The sequence below is a fragment of the Xylanimonas oleitrophica genome, assembly GCF_003244315.1.
Taxonomy (GTDB): domain Bacteria; phylum Actinomycetota; class Actinomycetes; order Actinomycetales; family Cellulomonadaceae; genus Xylanimonas_A; species Xylanimonas_A oleitrophica.
Genome location: NZ_QKWH01000003.1, coordinates 174776 through 197043, shown reverse-complemented (window position 1 = coordinate 197043; position 22268 = coordinate 174776). Strand labels below are relative to the sequence as shown.

At 75.0% G+C, this 22268-nt stretch carries 24 protein-coding genes; 12 read left to right on the top strand and 12 right to left on the bottom strand.

The genetic code is table 11. The annotated features are described in order from the left end of the window. Positions 1-159: 159 nt before the first annotated feature. Positions 160-510: an iron-sulfur cluster insertion protein ErpA gene (gene erpA / locus DNL40_RS06575; protein ID WP_111250449.1), complete on the bottom strand. Its 351-nt coding sequence runs from the start codon at positions 508-510 to the stop codon at positions 160-162. Between the two features lie 69 nt (positions 511-579). Further along, positions 580-1155 carry a hypothetical protein gene (locus DNL40_RS06570; RefSeq protein WP_111250448.1) on the bottom strand — a complete coding sequence of 192 codons (576 nt, stop codon included), beginning with the start codon at positions 1153-1155 and terminating at the stop codon, positions 580-582. Positions 1156-1185: 30 nt separating this feature from the next. On the opposite strand from DNL40_RS06570, the gene DNL40_RS06565 reads away from it, so the two are divergent. Continuing rightward, a complete protein-coding gene (locus DNL40_RS06565; protein WP_111250569.1) occupies positions 1186-1797 on the top strand; it encodes a DJ-1/PfpI family protein in 612 nt (203 codons plus the stop codon). A gap of 57 nt (positions 1798-1854) precedes the next feature. Then, positions 1855-2421 (top strand): acyl-CoA thioesterase, encoded by a 567-nt coding sequence (locus DNL40_RS06560; protein WP_111250447.1) that lies wholly within the window; start codon positions 1855-1857, stop codon positions 2419-2421. Between the two features lie 133 nt (positions 2422-2554). Here the strand turns inward: DNL40_RS06560 and DNL40_RS06555 are convergent, their stop codons facing one another. Next, positions 2555-3937: a M20/M25/M40 family metallo-hydrolase gene (locus DNL40_RS06555; RefSeq protein WP_111250446.1), complete on the bottom strand. Its 1383-nt coding sequence runs from the start codon at positions 3935-3937 to the stop codon at positions 2555-2557. A gap of 62 nt (positions 3938-3999) precedes the next feature. Between DNL40_RS06555 and DNL40_RS06550 the strand changes: the two genes are divergently transcribed. The 3 genes from DNL40_RS06550 (at position 4000) to DNL40_RS06540 (ending at position 6222) form a co-directional block, all read left to right on the top strand. Next, on the top strand, positions 4000-4617 hold the full coding sequence (locus DNL40_RS06550; protein WP_111250445.1) for a DUF3043 domain-containing protein: 618 nt from the start codon (positions 4000-4002) through the stop codon (positions 4615-4617). Positions 4618-4670: 53 nt separating this feature from the next. Further along, positions 4671-5144: a GNAT family N-acetyltransferase gene (locus DNL40_RS06545; RefSeq protein ID WP_111250444.1), complete on the top strand. Its 474-nt coding sequence runs from the start codon at positions 4671-4673 to the stop codon at positions 5142-5144. Positions 5145-5208: 64 nt separating this feature from the next. Further along, positions 5209-6222 (top strand): aldo/keto reductase family protein, encoded by a 1014-nt coding sequence (locus tag DNL40_RS06540; protein ID WP_111250443.1) that lies wholly within the window; start codon positions 5209-5211, stop codon positions 6220-6222. Positions 6223-6225: 3 nt separating this feature from the next. Here DNL40_RS06540 and yczE read toward each other — a convergent pair whose 3' ends face one another. Continuing rightward, complete coding sequence (gene yczE / locus DNL40_RS06535; protein ID WP_245885721.1) at positions 6226-6870, bottom strand: membrane protein YczE; 645 nt, start codon at positions 6868-6870, stop codon at positions 6226-6228. Positions 6871-6930: 60 nt separating this feature from the next. Between yczE and yczR the strand changes: the two genes are divergently transcribed. Further along, positions 6931-8403, top strand: a complete 1473-nt coding sequence (gene yczR / locus DNL40_RS06530) for a MocR-like transcription factor YczR (protein WP_245885720.1) — start codon at positions 6931-6933, stop codon at positions 8401-8403. A gap of 48 nt (positions 8404-8451) precedes the next feature. On the opposite strand, the gene DNL40_RS06525 is transcribed toward yczR, so the two are convergent. Genes DNL40_RS06525 through DNL40_RS06510 form a run of 4 tightly spaced genes read right to left on the bottom strand, consistent with a single transcriptional unit; the run spans position 8452 to position 10564 of the window. Then, positions 8452-8691 carry a hypothetical protein gene (locus tag DNL40_RS06525; RefSeq protein WP_111250441.1) on the bottom strand — a complete coding sequence of 80 codons (240 nt, stop codon included), beginning with the start codon at positions 8689-8691 and terminating at the stop codon, positions 8452-8454. Beyond that, positions 8688-9770 (bottom strand): quinone-dependent dihydroorotate dehydrogenase, encoded by a 1083-nt coding sequence (locus DNL40_RS06520; protein WP_111250440.1) that lies wholly within the window; start codon positions 9768-9770, stop codon positions 8688-8690. Before DNL40_RS06520 ends, DNL40_RS06525 begins: the two co-directional genes overlap by 4 nt. Before the next feature lie 3 nt (positions 9771-9773). Further along, positions 9774-10208 (bottom strand): hypothetical protein, encoded by a 435-nt coding sequence (locus tag DNL40_RS06515; protein WP_111250439.1) that lies wholly within the window; start codon positions 10206-10208, stop codon positions 9774-9776. After that, entirely contained in the window at positions 10205-10564 is a 360-nt protein-coding gene (locus DNL40_RS06510) for a hypothetical protein (RefSeq protein WP_111250438.1), read from the bottom strand. The genes DNL40_RS06515 and DNL40_RS06510 overlap by 4 nt, the downstream gene beginning before the upstream one ends. 74 nt (positions 10565-10638) lie before the next feature. On the opposite strand from DNL40_RS06510, the gene DNL40_RS06505 reads away from it, so the two are divergent. Then, entirely contained in the window at positions 10639-12138 is a 1500-nt protein-coding gene (locus DNL40_RS06505; protein WP_111250437.1) for a leucyl aminopeptidase, read from the top strand. A 25-nt stretch (positions 12139-12163) separates the two neighbouring features. Here DNL40_RS06505 and DNL40_RS06500 read toward each other — a convergent pair whose 3' ends face one another. Beyond that, positions 12164-12916: a class I SAM-dependent methyltransferase gene (locus DNL40_RS06500; protein ID WP_111250436.1), complete on the bottom strand. Its 753-nt coding sequence runs from the start codon at positions 12914-12916 to the stop codon at positions 12164-12166. Positions 12917-13133: 217 nt separating this feature from the next. On the opposite strand from DNL40_RS06500, the gene sucB reads away from it, so the two are divergent. Then, positions 13134-14909: a 2-oxoglutarate dehydrogenase, E2 component, dihydrolipoamide succinyltransferase gene (sucB, locus tag DNL40_RS06495; protein ID WP_111250435.1), complete on the top strand. Its 1776-nt coding sequence runs from the start codon at positions 13134-13136 to the stop codon at positions 14907-14909. A 202-nt stretch (positions 14910-15111) separates the two neighbouring features. Here the strand turns inward: sucB and DNL40_RS06490 are convergent, their stop codons facing one another. Beyond that, positions 15112-16599 carry a protein kinase family protein gene (locus tag DNL40_RS06490; RefSeq protein WP_146252035.1) on the bottom strand — a complete coding sequence of 496 codons (1488 nt, stop codon included), beginning with the start codon at positions 16597-16599 and terminating at the stop codon, positions 15112-15114. Between the two features lie 155 nt (positions 16600-16754). Continuing rightward, on the bottom strand, positions 16755-17798 hold the full coding sequence (locus DNL40_RS06485) for a Gfo/Idh/MocA family protein (protein WP_111250433.1): 1044 nt from the start codon (positions 17796-17798) through the stop codon (positions 16755-16757). A gap of 163 nt (positions 17799-17961) precedes the next feature. Here DNL40_RS06485 and DNL40_RS06480 point away from each other — a divergent pair, with 163 nt between their 5' ends. The 4 genes from DNL40_RS06480 to DNL40_RS06465 all read left to right on the top strand — a co-directional run bounded on the left by DNL40_RS06480 (position 17962) and on the right by DNL40_RS06465 (position 21415). Further along, positions 17962-18711, top strand: coding sequence for an HNH endonuclease family protein (locus tag DNL40_RS06480; protein ID WP_111250432.1), 750 nt, complete (start codon positions 17962-17964; stop codon positions 18709-18711). Between the two features lie 138 nt (positions 18712-18849). After that, on the top strand, positions 18850-19584 hold the full coding sequence (gene lipB, locus DNL40_RS06475; RefSeq protein WP_179950989.1) for a lipoyl(octanoyl) transferase LipB: 735 nt from the start codon (positions 18850-18852) through the stop codon (positions 19582-19584). A gap of 51 nt (positions 19585-19635) precedes the next feature. Continuing rightward, positions 19636-20637: a lipoyl synthase gene (gene lipA, locus DNL40_RS06470; protein ID WP_111250430.1), complete on the top strand. Its 1002-nt coding sequence runs from the start codon at positions 19636-19638 to the stop codon at positions 20635-20637. A gap of 52 nt (positions 20638-20689) precedes the next feature. Continuing rightward, positions 20690-21415: a DUF4191 domain-containing protein gene (locus DNL40_RS06465; protein ID WP_111250429.1), complete on the top strand. Its 726-nt coding sequence runs from the start codon at positions 20690-20692 to the stop codon at positions 21413-21415. Positions 21416-21568: 153 nt separating this feature from the next. Here DNL40_RS06465 and DNL40_RS06460 read toward each other — a convergent pair whose 3' ends face one another. Then, complete coding sequence (locus DNL40_RS06460) at positions 21569-22024, bottom strand: RDD family protein (RefSeq protein ID WP_111250428.1); 456 nt, start codon at positions 22022-22024, stop codon at positions 21569-21571. Between the last annotated feature and the right edge of the window lie 244 nt (positions 22025-22268).

Below are 22268 nucleotides of genomic sequence, written 5' to 3'. Positions count from 1 at the left end.
CCTGCTCCCGCCTGTCGCGCACCCGAGGTGACGGACCAGCCCGCCGTGTGCCCACCCCTGTGACCTATCGCACGGGCCCCCCGACACGACGAGGGCCCGGCCACCGCTCTCGCGATGTCCGGGCCCTCGGGCCGTCGAGGCGCCGCGCGCCCCGCGGCGTCAGGCGAACGAGCCGCCGCAGGCGCAGGAGCTGCCGGCGTTGGGGTTGTCGATCGTGAAGCCCTGCTTCTCGATGGTGTCCGCGAAGTCGACCGTGGCGCCCTCGAGGTACGGGACGCTCATCTTGTCGACGACGACCTCGACACCGTCGAAGTCGCGCACCGCGTCCCCGTCGAGGAGACGCTCGTCGAAGTAGAGCTGGTAGATCAGGCCCGAGCAGCCGCCGGGCTGCACGGCCACGCGCAGGCGAAGATCGTCGCGGCCCTCCTGCTCCAGGAGGCTGCGGACCTTGTTCGCGGCGACGTCGGTCAGGACCACGCCGTGCGTGGCGGTCTCGAGAGTGTCGGTCATGCTTCCTCCAACGACGGGACGGGTCTCGCTCTTCCCGATACTACGCACCGGCGGGGCCGCGTGGGGGCGTCAGGCCCACCGGGGTGCCCAGGTGCGGGCCGCGCGCGCCACCCGGGCAGCCCGCCCGCCGTCCGCCACCGCTGCCGCCGCACCGCCGTCCCCGACGCCGTCCGCGTTCTCCGGCGTGGGCGCGAGCCCGCCCTCGGGCCCGTCCGCACCGACGACGTGCACGCCGCTGACCCCTGCGGCGGACCACTCCCTGCGAGCCACCTCGCTGCGCCCCGCCAGGACGACGACAGGCAGCGCCCGCTCCCCCGCGACGCGGCCGGCCAGCCCGAGGGGCGCCGCCCGCAGGGCCGCCGCGTCGAGCCGCTCCACGTGCACGACGACGAGGTCGGCGGCCGCGACGAGGCGGCGCAGACGCTCCTCCTGCGGGTGCGCCGGGAGGTGGGCCCTGGTCAGGCCCAGGGCTGCCACGGGGACCAGGACCCCACCCGTCTCGCGCCGGCCGCCGTCGCGCTCGTCGCCGTCAGGCTCCGCCGCCGGCAGCACCGCGGGCTCCACCGTGCCGGCCGCAGCGGCACGCCAGGCGTCCGCCAGGGTCTCGGCGGTGGCGGCGTCGGCCGCGAGCAGGAGCACGTGCACGACGGCGATCGTGGCACGAGCATGGTGGCCATGACGACCAGCGCCGGTCCCCGTGTCGGCATCCTCGTCTTCGACGGCGCGGACGAGCTCGACGTGGCAGGGCCGTTCGAGGTGCTCTCGGCGTGGGCCGAGCGCTCTGCCCTGGAGCCGACGGTGGCCACGTTCTCCCGGGACGGCGCCGGCGTCCGGCTCGCCCACGGCCTGCGGATGCTGCCCGCCGCGTCCGCCGACGACGTCGGACCCTTGCACGTGCTCGTGCACCCCGGCGGCCCCGGCACCCGGCCGCTGCTGGACGACCCGGCGCACCTGGCGTGGCTGCGGCACGTGCGGGTCGGCACCCCGCTGGTGGCGAGCGTGTGCACCGGCGCCCTCGTGCTGGCCGCCGCGGGCCTGCTCGCCGGCCGGCCGGCGACCACGCACCACGACCGGTACGACGACCTGGCGCAGGCGGACCCCTCGGTCGTCGTCGACACCGAGGCCCGGTACGTGGACGACGGCGACGTCGTCACGTCTGCGGGCGTGACGGCGGGGATCGACATGGCGCTGCACCTGGTCGCCCGGCTGGAGTCGGCGGCGGTGGCTCGCGCCGTGCGGCACGCGATCCAGCACGAGGCACCGTCCCGGGAGGAGGGCGCCCCCTGACGCCCCTGGAGCCGCTCGATACCTGGTACCGGGGGTCTCGGGCAGTAGCCTGCCCAGGTGACTCGAGTGCTGCAGCTGGCCTGGAAGACGTTCCGCCCCCGCAAGCCCGTGCCCGGCATGGGGGTGCTCGACCCGTCGGTCACCGACATGCGGGTGCAGCCGGGCGACCTGGACGTGCTGTTCCACGTCAACAACGGCACGTACCTGCAGATGATGGACGTGGCCCGGTGGAACTACCTGGCGGACCTCGACGGCTTCTCCCGGCTCAACGAGCGCCGCTGGTACCCCGTGGTGGCGGCCTCGACCATGAAGTACAAGCGCTCGCTGCAGCTGCGCGAGCGCTTCCGCATCACCACCCGCGTGCTCGGGTGGGACCCGCGCGTCGTCTACATGGAGCAGGTCTTCACGCGCGGCGACCAGCTCTGCGCCACCGGCTGGGTCGCGGCAAGGTTCCTCAGCAAGAGCGGTGAGCGCATCCCGATGTCCGACGTCGTCGCCCTCCTGGGCGACGACGCCCCGCTCGCGAGCCCGGAGCTGCCCGCCGAGGTGCTGGCCTGGGCCCGCGCCGTCGACGTCGCGCACCGCGAGGCCCCGGCGGCCGACGGCGAGACTGCCCAGGGCTGACACCGCCTCGGCCGGGCCCGGCCCGGCATCTCCGCACGCGGCCCGTGCGTGCCGACCGGACGGGTCGGCACGCACGGGCTCGCAGCCCAGGTCACAGCCCCGGGGTCACGGCTCCCGGGTCACAGGTCCGGGGTCACAGCCCTCGCGCGACCTGCGCGAGCAGCAGCGCCTCGGCAAGGACGACCTTGCGCAGCTCTCCCAGGTGGACCGACTCGTTGGCGCCGTGCGCGCGGGAGTCCGGGTCCTCCACGCCGGTCACCAGGATCGCGGCGTCGGGGAAGACCTCGAGCAGGTCCGCGATGAACGGGATCGAGCCGCCCACCCCGACGTCCACCGGCTCGGTGCCCCAGGCGGCGGCGAACGCGGACCGGGCGGCGCGCATCGCGGCGGTGTCGTCCGCGGCCTGGAACGCCTTCCCCTTCTCCCACCGCGTCCAGGTCACCTTCGCACCGGCCGGGGCGTGGGCGGCCAGGTGCGCGCCCAGGGCGGCGTCGGCGGCGTCCGGGTCCTGGCCGGGAGCCAGCCGCAGCGACAGCTTCGCGGCGGCGCGGGGGGCGATCGTGTTGGAGGCGTGGGCGACGCTCGTCGCGTCGATCCCGATCACGGCCAGGGCCGGCTTGGTCCACAGACGCCCCGCGATGCTGCCCTCGCCCGCGAGCGCCAGGCCGTCGAGCACCGAGGCGTCGGCACGGAAGGCTGCCTCGTCGTAGTCCACCGTGGGCTCCGGGGCGTGGACCAGCCCGTCGACGGCGAGGTTGCCGGCGTCGTCGTGCAGGGTCGCGAGCAGGCGGGCCAGCTGGAGGTTGGCGTCGAGCACGGGGCCCCCGAACATGCCGGAGTGCACGGCGTGCTCGAGCACCTCCACCTCCACCACGCCGTCGAGCAGACCGCGCAGCGACGTCGTCAGCGCCGGCACGCCCACCTTCCAGTTGGTGGAGTCGGCGACGACGATCACGTCGGCAGCGAGCAGGTCCCGGTGGTCGGTGAGGAACTGGTGGAAGGACGGGGACCCGGCCTCCTCCTCCCCCTCGACGAACACGGTCACGCCCACGTCCGGCAGCCCGCCCGCCGCGGCGAGGGTGCGCAGGGCGCCCAGGTGGGCGGCGATGCCGGCCTTGTCGTCCGCCGCGCCGCGGCCGAACAGCCGCTCGCCGACCTGGACGGGCTCGAAGGGGTCGGTGTCCCACCCCTCGCCGGGCGGCTGCACGTCGTGGTGGGCGTACAGCAGGACGGTCGGGGCCCCTTCGGGCACCGGCCGGCGGGCGACGACGGCGGGGGCGCCGGGGGTCCCGTCGGGTCGCTGCGAGCGCAGCACGCGCACGTCCGGCAGGCCGGCGTCGCGCAGCAGCGCGGCCACGGCATCGGCCGACGCCGCCACGTGCGACTGGTCGAAGGCGGCGGCCGACACGCTCGGGATGCGCACGAGCGAGACGAGGTCGGCCTGGAGGGCGGGGAACAGGTCGTCGACGTGCGCGCGCAGCGCGGCGACGTCCGTGGGGTGCTGGCTGTCGGTCACACGCTCACGCTACCGGCGCACGGCCCGTCAGGGCTGCCCTCCGGGGCCACTAGACTTCTCGGGTGTTCTCCCGCAACAAGACCACGAGCGCGGACGCTGCCGACCCCGTCGCCGAGGCCGCCAAGATCGAGCAGTCCGGCGTCACGGGCGTGACCGGCGCGTCCGGCAAGGGCCGGCCGACGCCCAAGCGCTCCCAGGCGCAGGCCGCCAACCGCCGCCCCCTGGTGCCCTCGGACCGCAGGGCTGCGGCCCGTGCCGCGCGCGAGAAGCAGCGAGAGGCCCGCGCCCGCCAGTACAAGGCCATGCAGGAGGGCGACGAGCGCTACCTGCCGGTCCGTGACAAGGGTCCGCAGCGCCGGTACGTGCGCGAGTACGTCGACGCGCGCTGGAACGTGGGCGAGTTCTTCCTGCCGATCGCGTTCCTGTTCATCCTGCTGAACCTGCTCGTGGCGCAGTACGTGGTGTTCGCCATGTACGTGCTGCTCGCGCTCTACGCGGTGGTGCTGATCGCCATCGGTGACGCGATCTTCATGTGGCAGCGCCTCAAGCGCCGCCTGCGCGAGAAGTTCGGCACGGTCGAGCGCGGCACCGCCATGTACGCGGTGATGCGTGCGTTCCAGATGCGCCGCTCGCGCCTGCCGCGCCCCACGCACAAGAAGCACGGCGTCTGGCCCGAGTGACCCTCACCGGTCCGAGGACGACGAGGCCCGGCCCCGCGGGGCCGGGCTTCGTCGTGCGTGCACCTGGTGCCCACGAGTGGCGCGCCGTGCGGGCGGTGCGCCTGGCGATGCTCGCCGACCCCTCGGACGCGTTCGGGCACGGGCCCGAGGTCGAGGCGGTGCTGCCCGAGGAGCACTGGCGCGCCCTGGCCGAGGAGTGGGCGAGCGAGGACCGCGCCCTGCGGGTCGCGCAGACGCCGGACGGCGCCTGGGCCGGGGTGATGGGCTGCCGCCTGCGGGCGCACGGCCCGGAGCTGACGTGGGTCTGGGTGGACCCCGCCCACCGTGGCGGGCCCGTGACCGATGCCCTGCTGGCGGCGATCGAGGACTGGGCACGGCAGCGCGGGGACGCGCTGCACCTGGTGGTCTTCACCGACGTGCCACGAGCTGTGTCCGCCTACCTGCGGCGCGGCTTCGCAGTCGTGGGCGACCCGGTGCCGGCAGGAGAGACGGGCCGCCACGACTGGATCATGCGCAAGCCGCTGTGACGGCTGCGTGTGGCTGGCGGCCCGATCGCTCGAATCGTTGCGACAGCGGCGCTAGTGTGACGCCATGGTCAACTACCGGTACCTCGGCAACAGCGGTCTGAAGATCACGGAGATCACGTACGGCAACTGGCTGACGCACGGCTCGCAGGTCGAGAACGACGTCGCCACGCAGTGCGTGCACGCCGCCCTCGACGCGGGCATCACCTCGTTCGACACGGCGGACGCCTACGCCAACACCCAGGCCGAGCGGGTGCTCGGAGACGCCCTCAAGGGCCAGCGCCGCGAGAGCCTGGAGATCTTCACCAAGGTCTACTGGCCCACCGGGCCGGGCGGCGCCAACGACTCGGGCCTGTCGCGCAAGCACGTCATGGAGTCCATCGACGGCTCCCTCCGCCGGCTCGGCACCGACTACGTGGACCTCTACCAGGCGCACCGCTTCGACACCGAGACGCCGCTCGAGGAGACGATGCAGGCGTTCGCCGACATCGTCCGCCAGGGCAAGGCCCTGTACATCGGTGTCTCCGAGTGGACCGCCGACCAGCTCCGGGCGGGCCACGCGCTGGCCAAGGACCTCGGGTTCCAGCTCATCTCGTCCCAGCCGCAGTACTCGATGCTGTGGCGGGTCATCGAGGACGAGGTGGTGCCCGCCTCGCGCGAGCTCGGCGTCTCCCAGATCGTGTGGTCGCCGATCGCGCAGGGTGTGCTGACGGGCAAGTACGTGCCCGGCCAGCCCTACCCGGCTGGTTCGCGCGCCACCGACGAGAAGGGCGGCGCGAACATGATCAAGCGGTTCATGAACGACGACGTCCTGACCCGCGTGCAGGGCCTGAAGCCGGTGGCCGACGAGCTGGGCCTCACCATGGCGCAGCTCGCCGTCGCCTGGGTGCTGCAGAACGACAACGTCGCGGCAGCCCTCGTGGGCGCGTCCCGGCCGGAGCAGGTGGCCGAGAACGTCAAGGCCTCGGGCGTGACGATCCCCGCCGAGCTGATGGCGAGGATCGACGAGGTGCTGGGCGACGTCGTCGAGCGCGACCCGGCCAAGACGGCGGAGAACGCGCCGAAGACGCGGCCGAGCTGACGCTCAGGCGACGGTCGCGGGTCGCGGCCCGCCGGCGGCTCGCCCTCTCAGCGAGGGTGCGAGCCAGCGGGCCGCGACCTGCACCACCGGCCCTACCCCGAGGGCGTAGACCACGGTGGCCCAGCCGAACGTGCCACCCAGCGCCCAGCCCAGCAGGACGACGACGACCTCGATCGCCGTCTTGACCCACCGGACCGGCCAGCCCGTGCGTGCCACCAGCCCGGTCATCAGGCCGTCACGCGGGCCAGGCCCCATCCGCGAGCCGATGTACGCGGCGGTGGCCGCGCCGTTGAGCACGATGCCGCCCAGGGCGAGGGCGACCTGGGCCGCCAGGCCCGGCTCCGGCAGCGCCCTGGCCAGGAGGGCGAGGAACGGGTCGACGGTCGCACCGATGACGAGGACGTTCGCGACCGTGCCGATCCCGGGCCTCTGCCGCAGCGGCACCCAGGCGAGGAGGACCAGCACGCTGGTGACGACCACGACGGCACCGAACGGCAGCCCCGTCCGCCTCACCACGCCCTGATGGAGCACGTCCCACGGCATGCCGCCCTGCCCGGCGTGCAGCAGCATCGCCATCGACAGGGCGAACGCGAGGAGCCCGAGGAGGAGCTGGGCGGTGCGGCGCGCGGCGCCGAGGATCACGGTCACCGCCTCAGGATGCGCCCGAGTGGACTGGATATCCATAGCCAATCGCGCGACAGTGGCCCGGTGACGCCTCCGCCGGTGCACCGCCACCTCTCCGCCACCACCACCGCGCGCCTGCTGGGCGCCTGGCACTCGGGCGGCCCCGCCTACCGCGCGCTGGCCGACGCGCTCCGCCTCGCCGTGCTGGCCGGGACCGTGCCGCCCCACACCCGACTGCCGAGCGAGCGCGACCTCGCCGGCGCCCTCGGGGTCTCCCGCAGCACCACCACGGCCGCCTACCGGCGCCTGCGGGAGTCCGGGTTCGCAGCCACCCGCACCGGGTCCGGCACCGTGGCGGTGCTCCCCCGGCCCTCGCCGAGCACCGCGCCCACCCCTCAAGGGGGCGACGCCCCGGCAGTCACCTGGCAGGTGCCGGGGCACGACGTCGTCGACCTCGCCCAGGCGACGCCCGGCGCCCCGCCCCACCTGCACGCCGCGTACGCCCGGGCCCTCGAGGCGCTCCCCGCCTACCTGGCCCGGGGCGGCTACGAGCCCTTCGGTGTCCCGGCGCTGCGCCAGGCGGTCGCCGACCGGTACACCGAGCGCGGCACGCCCACCTCCCCCGACCAGATCCTGGTGACGACGGGTGCTCAGCACGCGCTCCACCTGCTGGCCGGCACCTTCCTGCGACCGCGGGACGTCGCCGTCGTGCAGAGCCCCACATACGTGCACGCCCTGGAGGTGCTGAGACGCGCCGGAGCACGGCTGGTGCCGGTCTCGGCCCCGGCCCGGCCTGACGACGGCCCGGCCCTGGACCCCGACGTGCTCGCCTCCACGCTGCGGCAGGTGCGCCCCCGGCTCGTCTACCTGGTGCCCGACTTCCACAACCCCACGGGCCGCAGCCTCAGCGCCGACGAGCGGGCCGCCGTCCGCACCGCCGCCCACCGGGCCGGCGTCACCGTGGTGGCGGACGAGACCCTCACCGAGCTCGTGCTCGACGGGCCCGATGGCGGGCCGGCCCGTGACGCCGACGTGCCACCGCCCTTCGCCGGTGACGGCCGCTCCCCGTTCGTGGTCAGCGTCGGCTCCGCGTCCAAGACGTTCTGGGGCGGCCTGCGCATCGGCTGGGTGCGGGCCCACCCGGACGTGGTGGCCCAGCTCGCACGCCGGCGCGGCTCCGTCGACATCGCCTCGCCGCTGCTGGAGCAGCTCGCGGTGACCGAGCTGCTCGCCCGGCGCGCCGAGGTCCTCGAGGGCCGCCGCGTCGTCCTGCGCGAGCAGCGCGACCGGCTCGTCGCAGGCCTGCGCACCGCGCTGCCGTGGGACGTGCCCGCGCCCGCCGGAGGGCTGGTGCTGTGGCCCGCGCTCGGCGGGCCCCTCGCCCAGGCCTTCGCGGCGGCGGCCGCCGCCGAGGGCGTGCTCGTGGGTGCGGGCCCCACCTTCACCACGGACGGCGGCAGCACCGACCGCGTGCGGCTCAGCTTCGCGCGGGAGGTCGTCGAGGTCGAGGCGGCCCTGCCCCGGCTGGTGCGCGCGTGGGAGCGCGTCACGGGGTGAGCACGGCCGCGGGCGAAGGCGCTCCTCCTCAGGGAGCGCCGGCCCCGGTCAGCCCGTCCGGAGCGGCAGCGAGGGCGTGGCCTGGCGCCCGTCGTGCATCAGCCGGGCTTCCGCGGCACCGGCCTCGGCGAGCGCGCGCCAGCGCTCCCCCAGCCACTCCTCGGCGTCGTACTGCGTGGTGAACACCGGGCTCAGGGTGCGGTCGAGCTCGTGGCCCTCGGCGTCGAGGAGCACCCACTCCCACTGAGGGCGGACCACGCCGCTCGGACGCCCGGCCGGCGTGCTCATCCGCGGGCCCCCGCCCCGGTCCGGCGGGCGTCGGCCACGAGCGCCCGGTTGATCCGCGCCGCCCAGAAGGGACCCTCGTACACGAACCCCGTGTACCCCTGCACCAGGTTCGCGCCCGCGCGCAGGTAGGCGCGCGCGTCGTCAGGCGTCGTGACGCCGCCCGCACCGATGATCACGGGAGCGGGACCGAGCCGGGCGCGCAGGCGGGTGACCACCTCCAGCCCGCGACCGAGCAGCGGCGGCCCGGACAGGCCGCCCGGCCCCAGGTCGTGGCCCACGGTGGTGTTCACCGCCGCCACGCCGTCCAGGCCCAGCTCCAGCGCGAGCGCGGCGACAGCGTCGACGTCCTCGTCCGCGAGGTCAGGGGCGATCTTGACCAGCAGGGGCACCCGCGCGGCGCCGGCCGCAGCGGTCGCCTCGTCGGCCGCGGCACGCGCGGCGGCCAGGATGGGCCGCAGCTCCTCGGTGGTCTGCAGGTCGCGCAGGCCCGGCGTGTTGGGCGAGGAGACGTTGACCACCAGGTAGTCGGCCCACGGGGCGAGCGTCCGCGCGCAGTCCGCGTAGTCGTCAGCGGCGCGCTCGGCGGGCGTCGTCTTGTTCTTGCCGATGTTGACCCCGACACGCACCGCGCGGCCGGCGGGCGTCGAGCGCAGCTCCCGCAGCCGCTCCGAGGCCCCCTGCGCTCCCTCGTTGTTGAAGCCCATGCGGTTGCGCAGGCCGCGCAGACCCAGCTCCCGGAACATCCGGGGCGCCTCGTTGCCGGGCTGCGGGCGCGGGGTCACGGTACCGATCTCGACGAACCCGAAGCCGAGCATGGTCAGCCCGCGCACCGCGCGCGCGTCCTTGTCGAAGCCGCCGGCCAGCCCGAACGGGGCAGGGAACGTGCGGCCCAGCGTCTCCACGCTGCCCGGCCCCCCTGCGCCCCGCCCCAGATAGGGCGCCAGCGCCCCCTGGACGACGTCACGCAGCACCGGGACGCGACCGGCCAGGGAGATCCAGCGGAACGCCAGCCCGTGCGCGCGCTCGGGGTCCATGCGCCGGAAGACGGTGTCGAAGAACAGGTGGTACGGCGTGCGCACGGGTCAGGCCTCGCTCTCGGTCGGGGTCGCGACGGGCGTCCCGCCGCCGGAGGGTGCGCCCGGGCGGGTGCGCCACAGCCACCACAGGCCCACGAACGGCAGCACGAGCGGCACGTACCCGTAACCCTGGCCGAACCCGGACCACACGGTGCTCTCGCCGAACGCGTCGGTGACGGTCACGGACAGGGCGCCCACCGTGACCACGCCGACCGCCTCGATGAGCACCGCGACCCACGCCACGGCCCGCCAGCGGGCGTGGCCGCGCGCCAGCGCGAGCGTGGCGACCACGTACACCACGGCGGAGAAGGTGGACAGCGAGTAGGCGACGGGGGCCTCGGAGAACTTGGTGGCCAGCTCGTAGGACGAGCGGCCCACCGCGGCGAACGCGAGGATCCCGTACACGGTGACGAGCAGGCGCCCGAACCCCTTGCCGGTCATGCTGCGCCCCAGATCTGCCACAGCCGGTAGTCGAGGAACCCGACCGTCAGGGCCGCCACCATGAGCACCACCGAGGACCACTTCGTCCGCTCGGCGAACGCCCACGCGGCCGCGATCGGGAGCAGCACGAGCGCCGTCGCGAGGTAGCCCCAGAAGAGCGCCCCGTCGACGGTGTGGCCGGTCGTGGCGAGCTGGACGGCCGCCACCACGCCCTGCAGCACCAGCACCGCCTCCACCACCGCGGCGGCGAACAGCTGCTTGAGGATCACCGCACGGTCGCGGACCACGAAGACGAGGGCCCAGGCCGCGAGCGCCAGGCACAGCGCGACCTCGAGGATCAGGAGGGGCAGGACCACGGGGGCGAGACTACCGGCCGCGCGGCCGGGCGGGTCCATCGGTGGGCCCGGGCGTCGGGCGATAGCATCGCCGGGTGGCTGACCTCACTCTCTCCAGCAAGAACCCCTCCTCCCTGAAGGTCGACGCCCTCGTCGTCGGCACCTGCTCCACGTCGGACGGCGTCGCCGTCGTCGCTGACCAGCTGCCGGCCGAGCTGGTGCGGCAGATCGAGACGCTCGCCCCGCGCCTGGGCGTCTCCGGCAGCAAGGACGAGGTGCGCAGGTTCCCCGCGGGCGACGGCGTCAAGGCCGACGTCCTGGTGCTGACGGGCCTGGGCGAGCGGGACGCAGACGGCACCTTCGGCGCGGAGACCCTGCGTCGCGCGGCGGGCGCCGCGGTGCGCGAGCTGGCTGGCACCACGTCGGTCGCGCTGGCGCTGCCGACGGCGGACGAGGAGGCCGTGGCGGCGGTGGCCGAGGGCGCCCTGCTGGGCGCGTACTCCTACACCCGCTACCGCACGGGCGAGGTGCCGGCCAAGCAGGCGCCGGTGGGGTCGGTCGAGCTGGTGACGCCGTTCGCACGGTCCGCGACCGCCAAGGCCGCCGTCGACCGCGCACAGGTGCTGGCCGCAGCGGTCAACGGTGCCCGCGACCTGGTGAACACCCCGCCGAACGACCTGTTCCCGGCCGCGTTCGCCGACGCGGCGAAGGCCGCGGTCAAGGAGCTGGGCGCCAAGGGCGTCAAGGTGACCGTGCTCGACGAGAAGCAGCTGGCCGCGGGGGGTTACGGCGGCATCGCGGCGGTCGGGCAGGGCTCGGCGCGCCCGCCGCGGCTGGTCAAGCTCTCCTACACCCCGTCGAAGCCTGCGCGGAAGGTCGCGCTGGTGGGCAAGGGCATCACGTTCGACACGGGCGGCATCTCGCTCAAGCCGCCGACCGGCATGCCGGCGATGACGTCGGACATGGCGGGTGCCGCGGCGGTGCTGCACACCGTGCTGGCCGCCGCCCGCCTGGGCCTGCCCGTGGCCGTGACCGGCTACCTGTGCCTGGCGGAGAACATGCCGGGCGGCAACGCGCAGCGTCCGGGCGACGTCATCACGATCCGTGGCGGCAAGACGGTCGAGGTGACGAACACGGACGCCGAGGGCCGCCTGGTCATGGCCGACGGCCTGGTCTCGGCCGTGGAGGACGGCCACGACGTGGTCCTGGACATCGCCACCCTGACCGGCGCGCAGGTCATCGCGCTCGGCAACCGTGTTTCGGGCGTGCTCGGCACGGACGAGGTGCGCGACGCCGTGAAGGACGCGGCGGACGCGGCGGGCGAGTCGTTCTGGGCGATGCCGATGCCGGAGGAGCTCAAGGCGGGCCTGAAGTCCAAGGTCGCCGACATGGTGAACTCCGCCTCCGACCGGGCGGGCGGCATGCTGTTCGCCGCGGTGTTCCTGAAGGAGTTCGTGGGCTCGACGCCGTGGGCGCACCTCGACATCGCGGGTCCGGCGTACAACGAGAAGGGTGCGTTCGGCTACACGCCCACCGGAGGCACCGGCGTCGGTGTGCGCACCCTGCTGACCTACCTGGAGACGCAGGCGCGCTGACCCGCGCCCCGCTCCCGCTGGGCGGTCACGCGCGGGTGCGCGCGACCGCCCAGCGGAACGCGTTGACGAGCCGGTAGCCGCCGGCGGCGGTGCGGAACGGCTCGGCCGCCCCGGTCACGACCGGGGCCAGGCGCTCCTGGGTCGCCTCGTCCTCCCCGAGGAGGACGGCGGCGACCAGCGCGGCGTCGTCGTGCACCTGCCACGGCACGGGCACGACCCCGGAGCCGACGACGTCGAGCCCCGCGTCGGCGAGCAGCGCCTCGAGCCCGCCGGCCACGCGCAGCGGGCCGTCCTCGGGCAGCTCCTCGTCCCACGCCCGCGCCACCGCACGCTCGACGACGTCGAGGTCGTTGCGGGCGCGCTCGGCCCAGCCGGCGACGGCGACAGCGCCGCCCGGCACCACGACCCGCACGGCCTCCGCGAGGGCCTCACGAGGGTCGGACGTCAGGGTCAGCGCGTTGACCGCCACGACGACGTCCACCGCGTCGTCGGGGAAGGGCAGGTCCTCGAAGGCGGCGCGGCGCACGTCGGCACCCGGTGCGGCGCGGCGGGCGAGCCGCACCATCCCCGCCGCCGGGTCCGCGCCGGCCGCCACCGCGCCGACGTCGGCGAGGTGGGCCAGCAGCTCACCGCTGCCGCAGCCGACGTCGAGCACACGCACGCCCGGCCCCACGCCCGCGGCCCGCAGCAGCGGGTCCCACACGGGGCGCGCCATGCCGCCCCAGGACGCCGCCCACGCCTCCGACACCTCGGACCACGGGTCCTCCTCGGCCACCATGCCGCGACCGTACCCCGGCGCGTCCAGGCCCGGCCCGGTAGCCTGGCAGCGCATGGTCTGACCGTCCCCGGGGTGATCCGTGTACCCAGCGTCACAGAGGTGTGCGGCCGGGCGGATTGGGGCGGCGACGATGGTAGTGACAAGATGACTCGCAGTGCCTTCGTGCACCAGGCCTGCGACGCGCCTGACCGATCGATCGAAGGAGACCCCACAGGTCATGTCTGAGAACGTGCAGCTGCCCGCCCTGGGCGAGTCCGTCACCGAGGGCACCGTCACCCGCTGGCTCAAGCAGGTCGGCGACACCGTCGAGGTCGACGAGCCGCTGCTCGAGGTCTCCACCGACAAGGTCGACACCGAGATCCCCTCGCCCGTCGCGGGCGTCCTCGAGCAGATCCTGGCCGAGGAGGACGAGACCGTCGAGGTCGGCGCCACCCTGGCCGTCATCGGCGACGGCTCCGGTGCCGGGGCGTCCTCCGACGCCCCCGCCGCGGACGACGCCCCCGAGCCCGCCGCCGAGCAGGAGGCCACGCCCAAGCCCGCTGAGGAGCCGGCCGCCGAGGCAGCCCCCGGCCCGGAGGCCTCGCAGGAGAGCCCCCAGCCCGCGCAGCCTGACGCCTCCGGCGGCGACGGCACCGAGGTGACCCTGCCCGCGCTGGGCGAGTCCGTCACCGAGGGCACCGTCACCCGCTGGCTCAAGCAGGTCGGCGACACCGTCGAGGTCGACGAGGCGCTCCTCGAGGTCTCCACCGACAAGGTCGACACCGAGATCCCCTCGCCCGTCGCCGGCACCGTGCAGCAGATCCTCGTCAACGAGGACGACACGGTCGAGGTCGGTGCGGTGCTGGCGATCGTCGGCTCCGGCGCCGCCGCCCCGGCTGCTGCCGAGGCCCCCACCCCCGAGCCCGTAGGCACCCCGGCCCCCGAGCCGGAGAAGGCACCTGAGCCCGCTCCGGCGCCCGCGGCCGAGAAGGCTCCGGAGCCGCAGAAGGCGCCCGAGCCCGCCCCGGCCCAGCCCGCACCGGCGGCCCCGGCCCCGGCTGCGGAGGGTGGCAAGTCGTACCTGACGCCGCTCGTGCGCAAGCTCGCCGCCGAGAAGGGCGTGGACCTGTCCACGGTCACCGGCACCGGCGTCGGCGGACGCATCCGCAAGGAGGACGTGCTCGCCGCGGCCGAGAAGTCTGCTGCTCCGGCTCCGGCCGCCGCGCAGGCCCCGGCTGCCGCACCGTCCGGTCAGGCGCCGAAGACGCCGACCATCCCGCAGCCGTCGCCGCTGCGCGGCACGACGGAGAAGATGTCGCGCCTGCGCAAGATCGTCGCGGAGCGCATGGTCGAGGCCCTGCACACGCAGGCGCAGCTCACCACGGTCGTGGAGGTGGACGTCACCCGCGTGGCCAAGCTGCGGGCGAAGGCCAAGGAGTCGTTCAAGGCCCGCGAGGGTGCGAACCTCACCTTCCTGCCCTTCTACACCCTGGCCGCCGTCGAGGCGCTCAAGGCGTTCCCGAAGATCAACGCCTCGATCGACCCCGAGAAGGGTGAGATCACCTACCACGACTCGGAGAACGTCGGCATCGCCGTCGACACCGAGCGCGGCCTGGTGGTGCCGGTCATCAAGAACGCCGGCGACCTCAACCTGGCCGGTCTGGCCCGCCAGATCGGCGACCTGGGTGCTCGTACCCGCGCCAACAAGGTCGGCCCGGACGAGCTGTCGGGTGCCACCTTCACCATCACCAACACCGGCTCCGGTGGCGCGCTGATCGACACGCCGATCGTGCCGGTCGGCCAGGTCGCGATCCTCGGCACCGGCACCATCACCAAGAAGCCGGCCGTGGTCACGGGCCCGGACGGCGAGGAGACCATCGCCATCCGCCAGTTCGCGTACCTGTTCCTCTCCTACGACCACCGCCTGGTCGACGGTGCGGACGCCGCGCGCTTCCTCACCGCGGTCAAGGCCCGCATCGAGGAGGGCGCGTTCGAGGCCGAGGTCGGCCTCTGACGCCACCTGGCACAGCACGACGGAGCCCCGTCCGCACCTGGTGCGGACGGGGCTCCGTCGTCGGCGCCTCCGCCAGTTCCGCCGTGCCCACCGTGCCCGGCGCACCCGGACGGTGGGCACGGTGGGCACGGCGGGCACGGCGGGCACGGCGGGCACGGCGGGCACGAGGCACGTTCCGGCCCTCGGTGCGCGGGAGCTGCCCTCACCGCACGTCGGAGACCCGCCAACCGGCGTCGGTCCAGCGCAGCACGAGCGTGGTCGTGTGCGGGGCCGAGCGCGGCACGGTCGTCCGCCGGTCGTCCGGCCCCACCTGGACGTGCTCCTCGATGACGTAGACGACGCGGACGCCCACGGCTCCCCCACCGCCCTCGCCTGACTCACCCTCACCATCGCCATCGCCATCGCCATCGCCATCACCGTCGGCCTCGTCCGCCTCCTCGGCGCCCGGCACACGGAGGGCCTCGACCACGGTGGCGCGCGGCCCCAGCGGCCGCGGGCTGCTCGCGTCGAGGGAGGCGAGCAGCGCCGTGTCGGCGGCGTGCGCCGCGGAGCCTGCCAAGGCCACCGCCGCCACGTCCGTCACGGTGCCCGCGAGGAGGTCGAGCCGGCGCTGCGTGAGCGCGGCCGCCGCACCCTCCGGGTCCCGCCTGTCGGCCACCGGGTCCGTGCCGCGCGGACCGGGCACGTCGCCCACCGCCGTCCCGTCGGCCGGGCCGGTCTGGGCGTCCGTCGCGTGCACGGCTGCGGTGGTCACGGGCGAGGGGCCGCGCAGCCCGAGCACCGCTCCGGTCACCGCCCCCACCACCAGCGCGACCCCGGCGACGGTCAGCACGACCCGTGCTGGGTCCCCGCCGAACAGCACCCGGGTCCGGCCGCGCCCCGTGCGAGAGGTGCTGCGGCGGGCCGCCCGCCCCACGGCAGCCGGTGCCTGCGCGGCGCTGTCAGCCTGCCGCCGTCGGGCACCTGGCCGTGACCGCCTGCCGGCGCGCGCGGCGGGGAGGGATGCTGGGCGTCGGCGACGCTCCGCGCCGGGCAGCACGGCACGACGGCCGGCGACGAGGGCCGCCGCGGCCAGCGCGCCGGGATCGGGGAGCCGCACGGGCGCCGGCTCGCACGCGGCGTGCGCGAGCGCCGCGAGGGTGCCGGCCTCGGGGCGCCGTCGAGGGTCCGCCACGAGCGCGGGCGCGATGGCCGCACGCAGGGCACCGCCCGGGTCGGCCAGCGGGTCCGGTGCACCGGGGGTCGTCCCGGCCGGCGCGGCGGACGGGTCCCGGGACCCCACGAGCGCGTCGACGAGGCGCGCGAGCGAGCGCACGTCCTCTGCGGCGGTCCACTCGGCCGGGGGCAGCGCCGGGCACGCGCGCAGCGCGGGCGTGCCGTCGGCCCGCAGCACGACGTCGCCCGGCTCGAGCGGGCCGTGCACCAGGCCGGCGGAGTGGAGGGCAGCCAGGGCCTGAGCGACGCAGACGCTCACGGCAGCGGCCTCAGCCGGTGCGAGGCGTCCTCGGACCGCCAGGACCGCCGGCAGGTCGGCGGCCTCTCCCGGTCCGTGCACGACGTCGAGGGCGCCCGGCCGCACCGAGCCGACCTCGACCACCGGGACGAGGTGGGCGTGCCGGAGACCGTGCAACGTCGAGACCCTGTCGGTCAGCCGGCCGCGCTCGGCGGCGTCGGCCGGCACCGGCACCACCACCGCACGGGACGCGGGGCCTGGTCCCGGACCGGTGGCAGGCTCAGCAGCGGGGGCTGACCCGGTCGGTGGGGCGGGGTCGTGGAGGGCGTCAGGCACGCCCCTATCTCACCGTGCCCGGGGCAGGCCCCGGGCACGTCGTCCACAGGCTCGCCTCAGACGGCGACCGTGCGCCGCTCGCGTGCGGCGACACGTGCGGCGTCGAGCACCTCGGCGGTGCGCACCGCGTCGGCCGGGTCCACGGGGACCGGTCCGTCGCCCCGGAGCCAGTCCACGAGCGCCCGGTAGAAGTCGGCGTGGCCGCCCGGAGCCTGCGGCACGGGCGTGCGCTCCCGCCCTCGGGCGAGCCAGCCGAGCGTGCCGCCCGGTGCGTCGGCGTCGAGCACCTCGAACGGCGAGGCGTCCTGCTCGTAGCTGGTGACCAGGTAGGAGCCGGAACGGCCGAGCACACGGGTGCGCGGGCCGGGTGCGCCGACCACGGATCCCGCCCACAGCCGCGAGACCACCGGGTCGGGTGACGCGGCGACGCCTCCGCCGGCCTGGTGCTCGAGCACCAGGAGCACGTCGTCCTCGGTGGGCGTGGTGAGGTTCCGGGTCTGCGCCCAGACGCTCGTGACGGGGCCGAACAGCTGCGTGGCGGAGTCGACCAGGTGCGGTCCGAGGTCGAGCAGCAGGCCGCCCGCCGCGAGGTCGTTCTCCTTCCAGCGCTGCTGCGGGGTGGGCCGCCAGCGTTCCCAGCGGCGCTCGAACGTGTGCACGGCGCCGAGCTCGCCGGTGGCCAGCAGCGCGGCGAGCGTGCGCTGCTCCGGGTCCCAGCGGCGGTTGTGGAACACGGTGAAGGGGGTGTCGGCGGCGGCCGCCGCCGCGACCACGGCGCGCGCCTCGCGGGCGTCGACGCCGATGGGCTTGTCGAGCACGAACGGGACCCCGGCGCGGGCCAGGCGTGCGGCGTGCTCGGCGTGCAGGCCGGTGGGGCTGGTCACCACGACGACGTCGTAGCCGCCGCCGGAGCGCAGCAGCGCGTCCACGTCGTCGTGCAGCCTGGTGCCGGGCCAGTCGGACGCCGCCTGCTGGCGCCGGCCCGCGTCGCGGGTGACCACCGCGGTGACCACCAGCCCGGCCTCCTTGGCGAGCCGGGCATGGATGCCACGCCCCGACCCTCCGTAACCGACGATCGCGACACGCAGTGCTCCAGCCATGCGCCCATGGTGCCCCCTCGGCGACGGAGCACGGGCACCGAACGCGCGCGGATGTCCGGTTTGGGGCGGTCTTGACGTTTCGTCCAGTCCTGCCAGAATGTGCACCGACTCTTCTCGTCCCGGTGCGCCCCTCGCGCGCACAGCCCGGATCGGAGCCTCCCCCTTGGCGGTCCTGGAGCACGACGTCGTCGCGCGCCCTCTTCCTCATCTCCCGTCGCGCCTGCGCGCGCTACGGATCCCCGGCCGTGCCGTGCTGCGCTGGGCCATGATCCTGGCCGCCGCGGGCCTCGTCTTCGGCACCGCGGGCCTCGACCAGCACCGGCTCGCGCCTCCGCCCCTCGAGGGCAGCGCGCTCACCGTGCTCGAGGGGCTGGCCGTGCGCGGCGCCGGCACCACGCCGGGGGGCTACTCCCCCGCAGCGTTCGGCACCGGCTGGGCCGACGTCGACGGGGACGGGTGCGACACGCGCGACGAGGTGCTCGCGCGCGACCTGCGCGACGTCGTGCGCGCCGACGGTGCCTGCACCGTCGTGGGTGGCCTGCTGCAGGACCCGTACACGAACCACGAGGTCGAGCTCGACCCGGGCACGCTGCACGCCGCCGTGCAGGTGGACCACGTGGTGTCCCTGGAGGACGCGTGGCGCTCGGGCGCCGCCCGGTGGGACCAGGCGCGCCGGGAGCGGCTCGCCGCGGACCCGCTGAACCTCCTGGCCGCCAGCAGCGCCGCGGTCGCCGTGAAGGACGCCCGCGACGCCTCCGGCTGGCTGCCCGCGTCGACCGGCTACCGGTGCCAGTACGCGGCACGGCAGGTCGCGGTCAAGCGCGCGTACGGCCTGTCCGTGACCCCCGCGGAGCACGAGGCGCTCGCCGCCGTGCTGAACAGCTGCCCGGCCGAGCCTCTCCCGCACCGCTGACCGGGCGCCCGCCGTGCCGTGCCACCGGGCAGAGCATCGGGCAGGCATCGGGCAGGCATCGGGCAGGGCGACGGCCCGCGACCTTCCCCCGGCTCCTGCTCCGCCTGAGCCGGGGGTAGGTTGGGTCTCGTGGCGACGCTGGGACACCTCGAGATCGAGCACCTGCCCGGCCACGTGGACTACCACGACGGCTGGGACCTGCAGCGGCGCACGCACGCCGCCGTCTCGGCGGGCGAGCGTGGTGCGGTCGCCTACCTGCTCGAGCACGCGAGCGTGTACACGGCGGGGCGGCGCACCCGCCGGGACGAGTACCCCACGGACGGCACGCGGGTGGTCGACGTCGACCGTGGCGGCAAGATCACGTGGCACGGCCCGGGGCAGCTCGTGGCCTACCCGATCACCCGACTGGTCTCCCCCGTCGACGTCGTGGAGTACGTGCGCACGCTGGAGGCCGCCGTCATGGACGTGTGCGCGCGCCTGGGCGTGCGCACCGTGCGCGTCGAGGGACGCAGCGGCGTGTGGCTCCCTGCCGACGAGAGCACGGGCCCCGGGGGCGCGCCGCCGCGGCGCGAGCGCAAGATCTGCGCCATCGGGGCACGCGTGGCGCGCGGCGTCACGATGCACGGCCTCGCTCTCAACTGCGACCCGGACCTCGCTGCGTTCGACCTCATCGTCCCGTGCGGGATCGACGACGCCGACGTCACCTCCTTGTCCGCCGAGCTGGGCCGCGACGTCACCGTGGCGGAGGTCCGGCCGCTGCTCGCCGACGCCCTCGTCAGCAGGCTCGGCCCCCTCGTGAGTCACGTCACGCGTCCAGCACCCGAGCAGCACCCCGGGACGGGCCGGACGCCCGCCGCCACCGTCGTAGGCTGACCAGGTCCGCGAAGGAGCCGACCTCGCGGAGACATCACGAGGGGACCCACCGTGACCATCGCACCCGAGGGCCGCCGCATGCTGCGCATCGAGGCTCGCAACTCCGCCACGCCCATCGAGAAGAAGCCCGAGTGGATCAAGACCCGGGCCGTGATGGGCCCGGAGTACAAGGAGCTCAAGGGCCTGGTCAAGGGCGAGGGCCTGCACACGGTGTGCGAGGAGGCCGGGTGTCCCAACATCTTCGAGTGCTGGGAGGACCGGGAGGCCACGTTCCTCATCGGTGGTGACCAGTGCACCCGCCGCTGCGACTTCTGCCAGATCGACACGGGCAAGCCGGCGGACTTCGACGCCGACGAGCCGCGCCGTGTCGCCGAGTCGGTGCGGTCGATGGGCCTGAAGTACTCGACCGTCACGGGCGTGGCCCGCGACGACCTGGCCGACGGCGGCGCCTGGCTGTACGCCGAGACGGTGCGCCAGATCCACGCGCTGAACCCGTCCACCGGCGTGGAGCTGCTCATCCCGGACTTCAACGCCATCCCGGAGCTGCTGGACGTCGTCAACGAGTCGCGTCCCGAGGTGCTGGCGCACAACCTGGAGACGGTGCCGCGCATCTTCCGCCAGATCCGGCCCGGCTTCCGCTACGAGCGTTCCCTGTCGGTGCTCACGCGGGCCCGCGAGGCCGGTCTGGTGACCAAGTCGAACCTCATCCTCGGCATGGGAGAGACGATCGACGAGGCCAAGGAGGCGCTCGTCGACCTGCACGAGGCGGGCTGCGACCTCGTGACCATCACGCAGTACCTGCGCCCTTCCCTGCGGCACCACCCCGTGGACCGCTGGGTGCGCCCCGAGGAGTTCGTCGAGCTCTCGGCGTTCGCAGAGGAGACCGGCTTCCTCGGTGTGATGGCCGGCCCGCTCGTGCGTTCCTCGTACCGCGCCGGGCGGCTGTGGGGCCAGGCCATGACCAAGCGCGGCATGCAGGTGCCGGAGGCGCTCGCCCACCTCGCCGAACCGACGACGTCGCGCCAGGAGGCCACGAGCCTCCTCGCCCGCTGAGCACGTACCCCGCGGCCCGAGGCCGCACCGCCCACCACTAGGATCTGGACCCATGGCCCGCACCTCGAACGCGTCCTCGGACGCCACGCCGAAGCAGAAGAAGCCGAAGAAGCAGCGCTGGTACCACCAGGTCTGGGCCGCGTACCAGATGACGCGGCGCCAGGACCCGTCGGTGACCTGGCTGATCGTCGGCGTCTTCGTCGGCATCCTGCTGCTGGGCACCGTCGTGGGCCTGCTGACCGACGCGTTCTGGTACGTGATGATCGTCGCGCTGCCGTTCGCGTTCCTCGGTGGCATGTTCACCCTGACGCGGCGCGCCGAGCGTGCCGCCTACACGCAGATCGAGGGCCAGCCGGGTGCTGCGCGCGCCGCGCTGGGCACGGTGCGCGGCGGCTGGGTGTTCGACGACGAGCCCGTGGCGGTCAACGCCCGCACGCAGGACTTCGTGTTCCGCGGCGTGGGTCGCGCGGGGGTCGTGCTCGTCTCGGAGGGGCCGGCGCATCGTGTCGGCCGCCTGCTGGAGGACGAGCGCAAGCGCGTGGCGCGCGTGCTGCCGAACGTGCCGATCACCCTCATCCAGGTGGGGCGCGAGGAGGGCCAGGTCCCGCTGACCAAGGTGGCCCGCCAGGTCTCGCGGCTCAAGCGCACCCTGACGCGGCCCGAGGCGGCCGAGGTGAGCAAGCGGCTCAAGGCGCTGGGCGCCAACCGCCTGCCGGTGCCCAAGGGCATCGACCCGTTCAAGGCGCGCCCCGACCGCAAGGGCATGCGCGGCCGCTGACGGGCTGTTGGACGAAGGGCCGGACCCCGCGGTGTCCGGCCCTTCGTCGTCCCGTCCTTCGTCGTCCGCCCTCGGCAGCCGTCGCGGTACCGCTGCGCAGCGGCCAAGGACTGGCGCCAGGGCGAGCGGGATCCGGTCCCGTTCCGACGGCGCTCAGCGCCGCGTGATCACCGTGCCGGCCGCACGGTCGTGCAGGCCCCGGCCGTCGCCGTCCCACACCACCGCGGGGATCACCAGGCACAGCAGCACGGTGCGCACCAGAGCACGCCCGAAACCGACGAACGGCACCTCGGCGGCGCCGCGGCCCGGTGCACCGAGCACCCGCACCCGCAGGCCCAGCAGGCGGTGGCCGATCGTGCAGCCGATGGAGCCGACGAGCACCACGTTCATCACCGCGAGCACGGCCAGCGGCAAGAACTCGTTGCCGCGCACGAACAGCGCGGCCACGCCCAGGGCGGCGGCCCAGTCGACGCACAGGGCGATCACGCGCCGCCCGAGGGGCGCCATCGAGCCGCTGCCCTCGGCGGGCAGCCCGAGCCGGCTGCCGCCGTCGCCGGAGGCCGAGGCCCCGCCGTCGAGCCATGAACCGAGATCTTCGCGTGATGCCACCGCACCAGGCTAAGCGGCGCGGCCACCCGCCCCGGCGGGTCTCACACCGCGAGACCGCACGTCCATCTCCAAGGGGTGAAGACCCTCCGCCCTGCGGCCCCACGACACCGCCCCTCACACTGGGAGCACCTGGGTTACACGGACGAAACACCAGCGGCACGCGCGAGTAACGGCGGCGGCCTAGGTTCGGGCTGCCGCTGAACGCCGGCACCTCGTCGGCACTGGGCGCCCCGCACCGAACCAC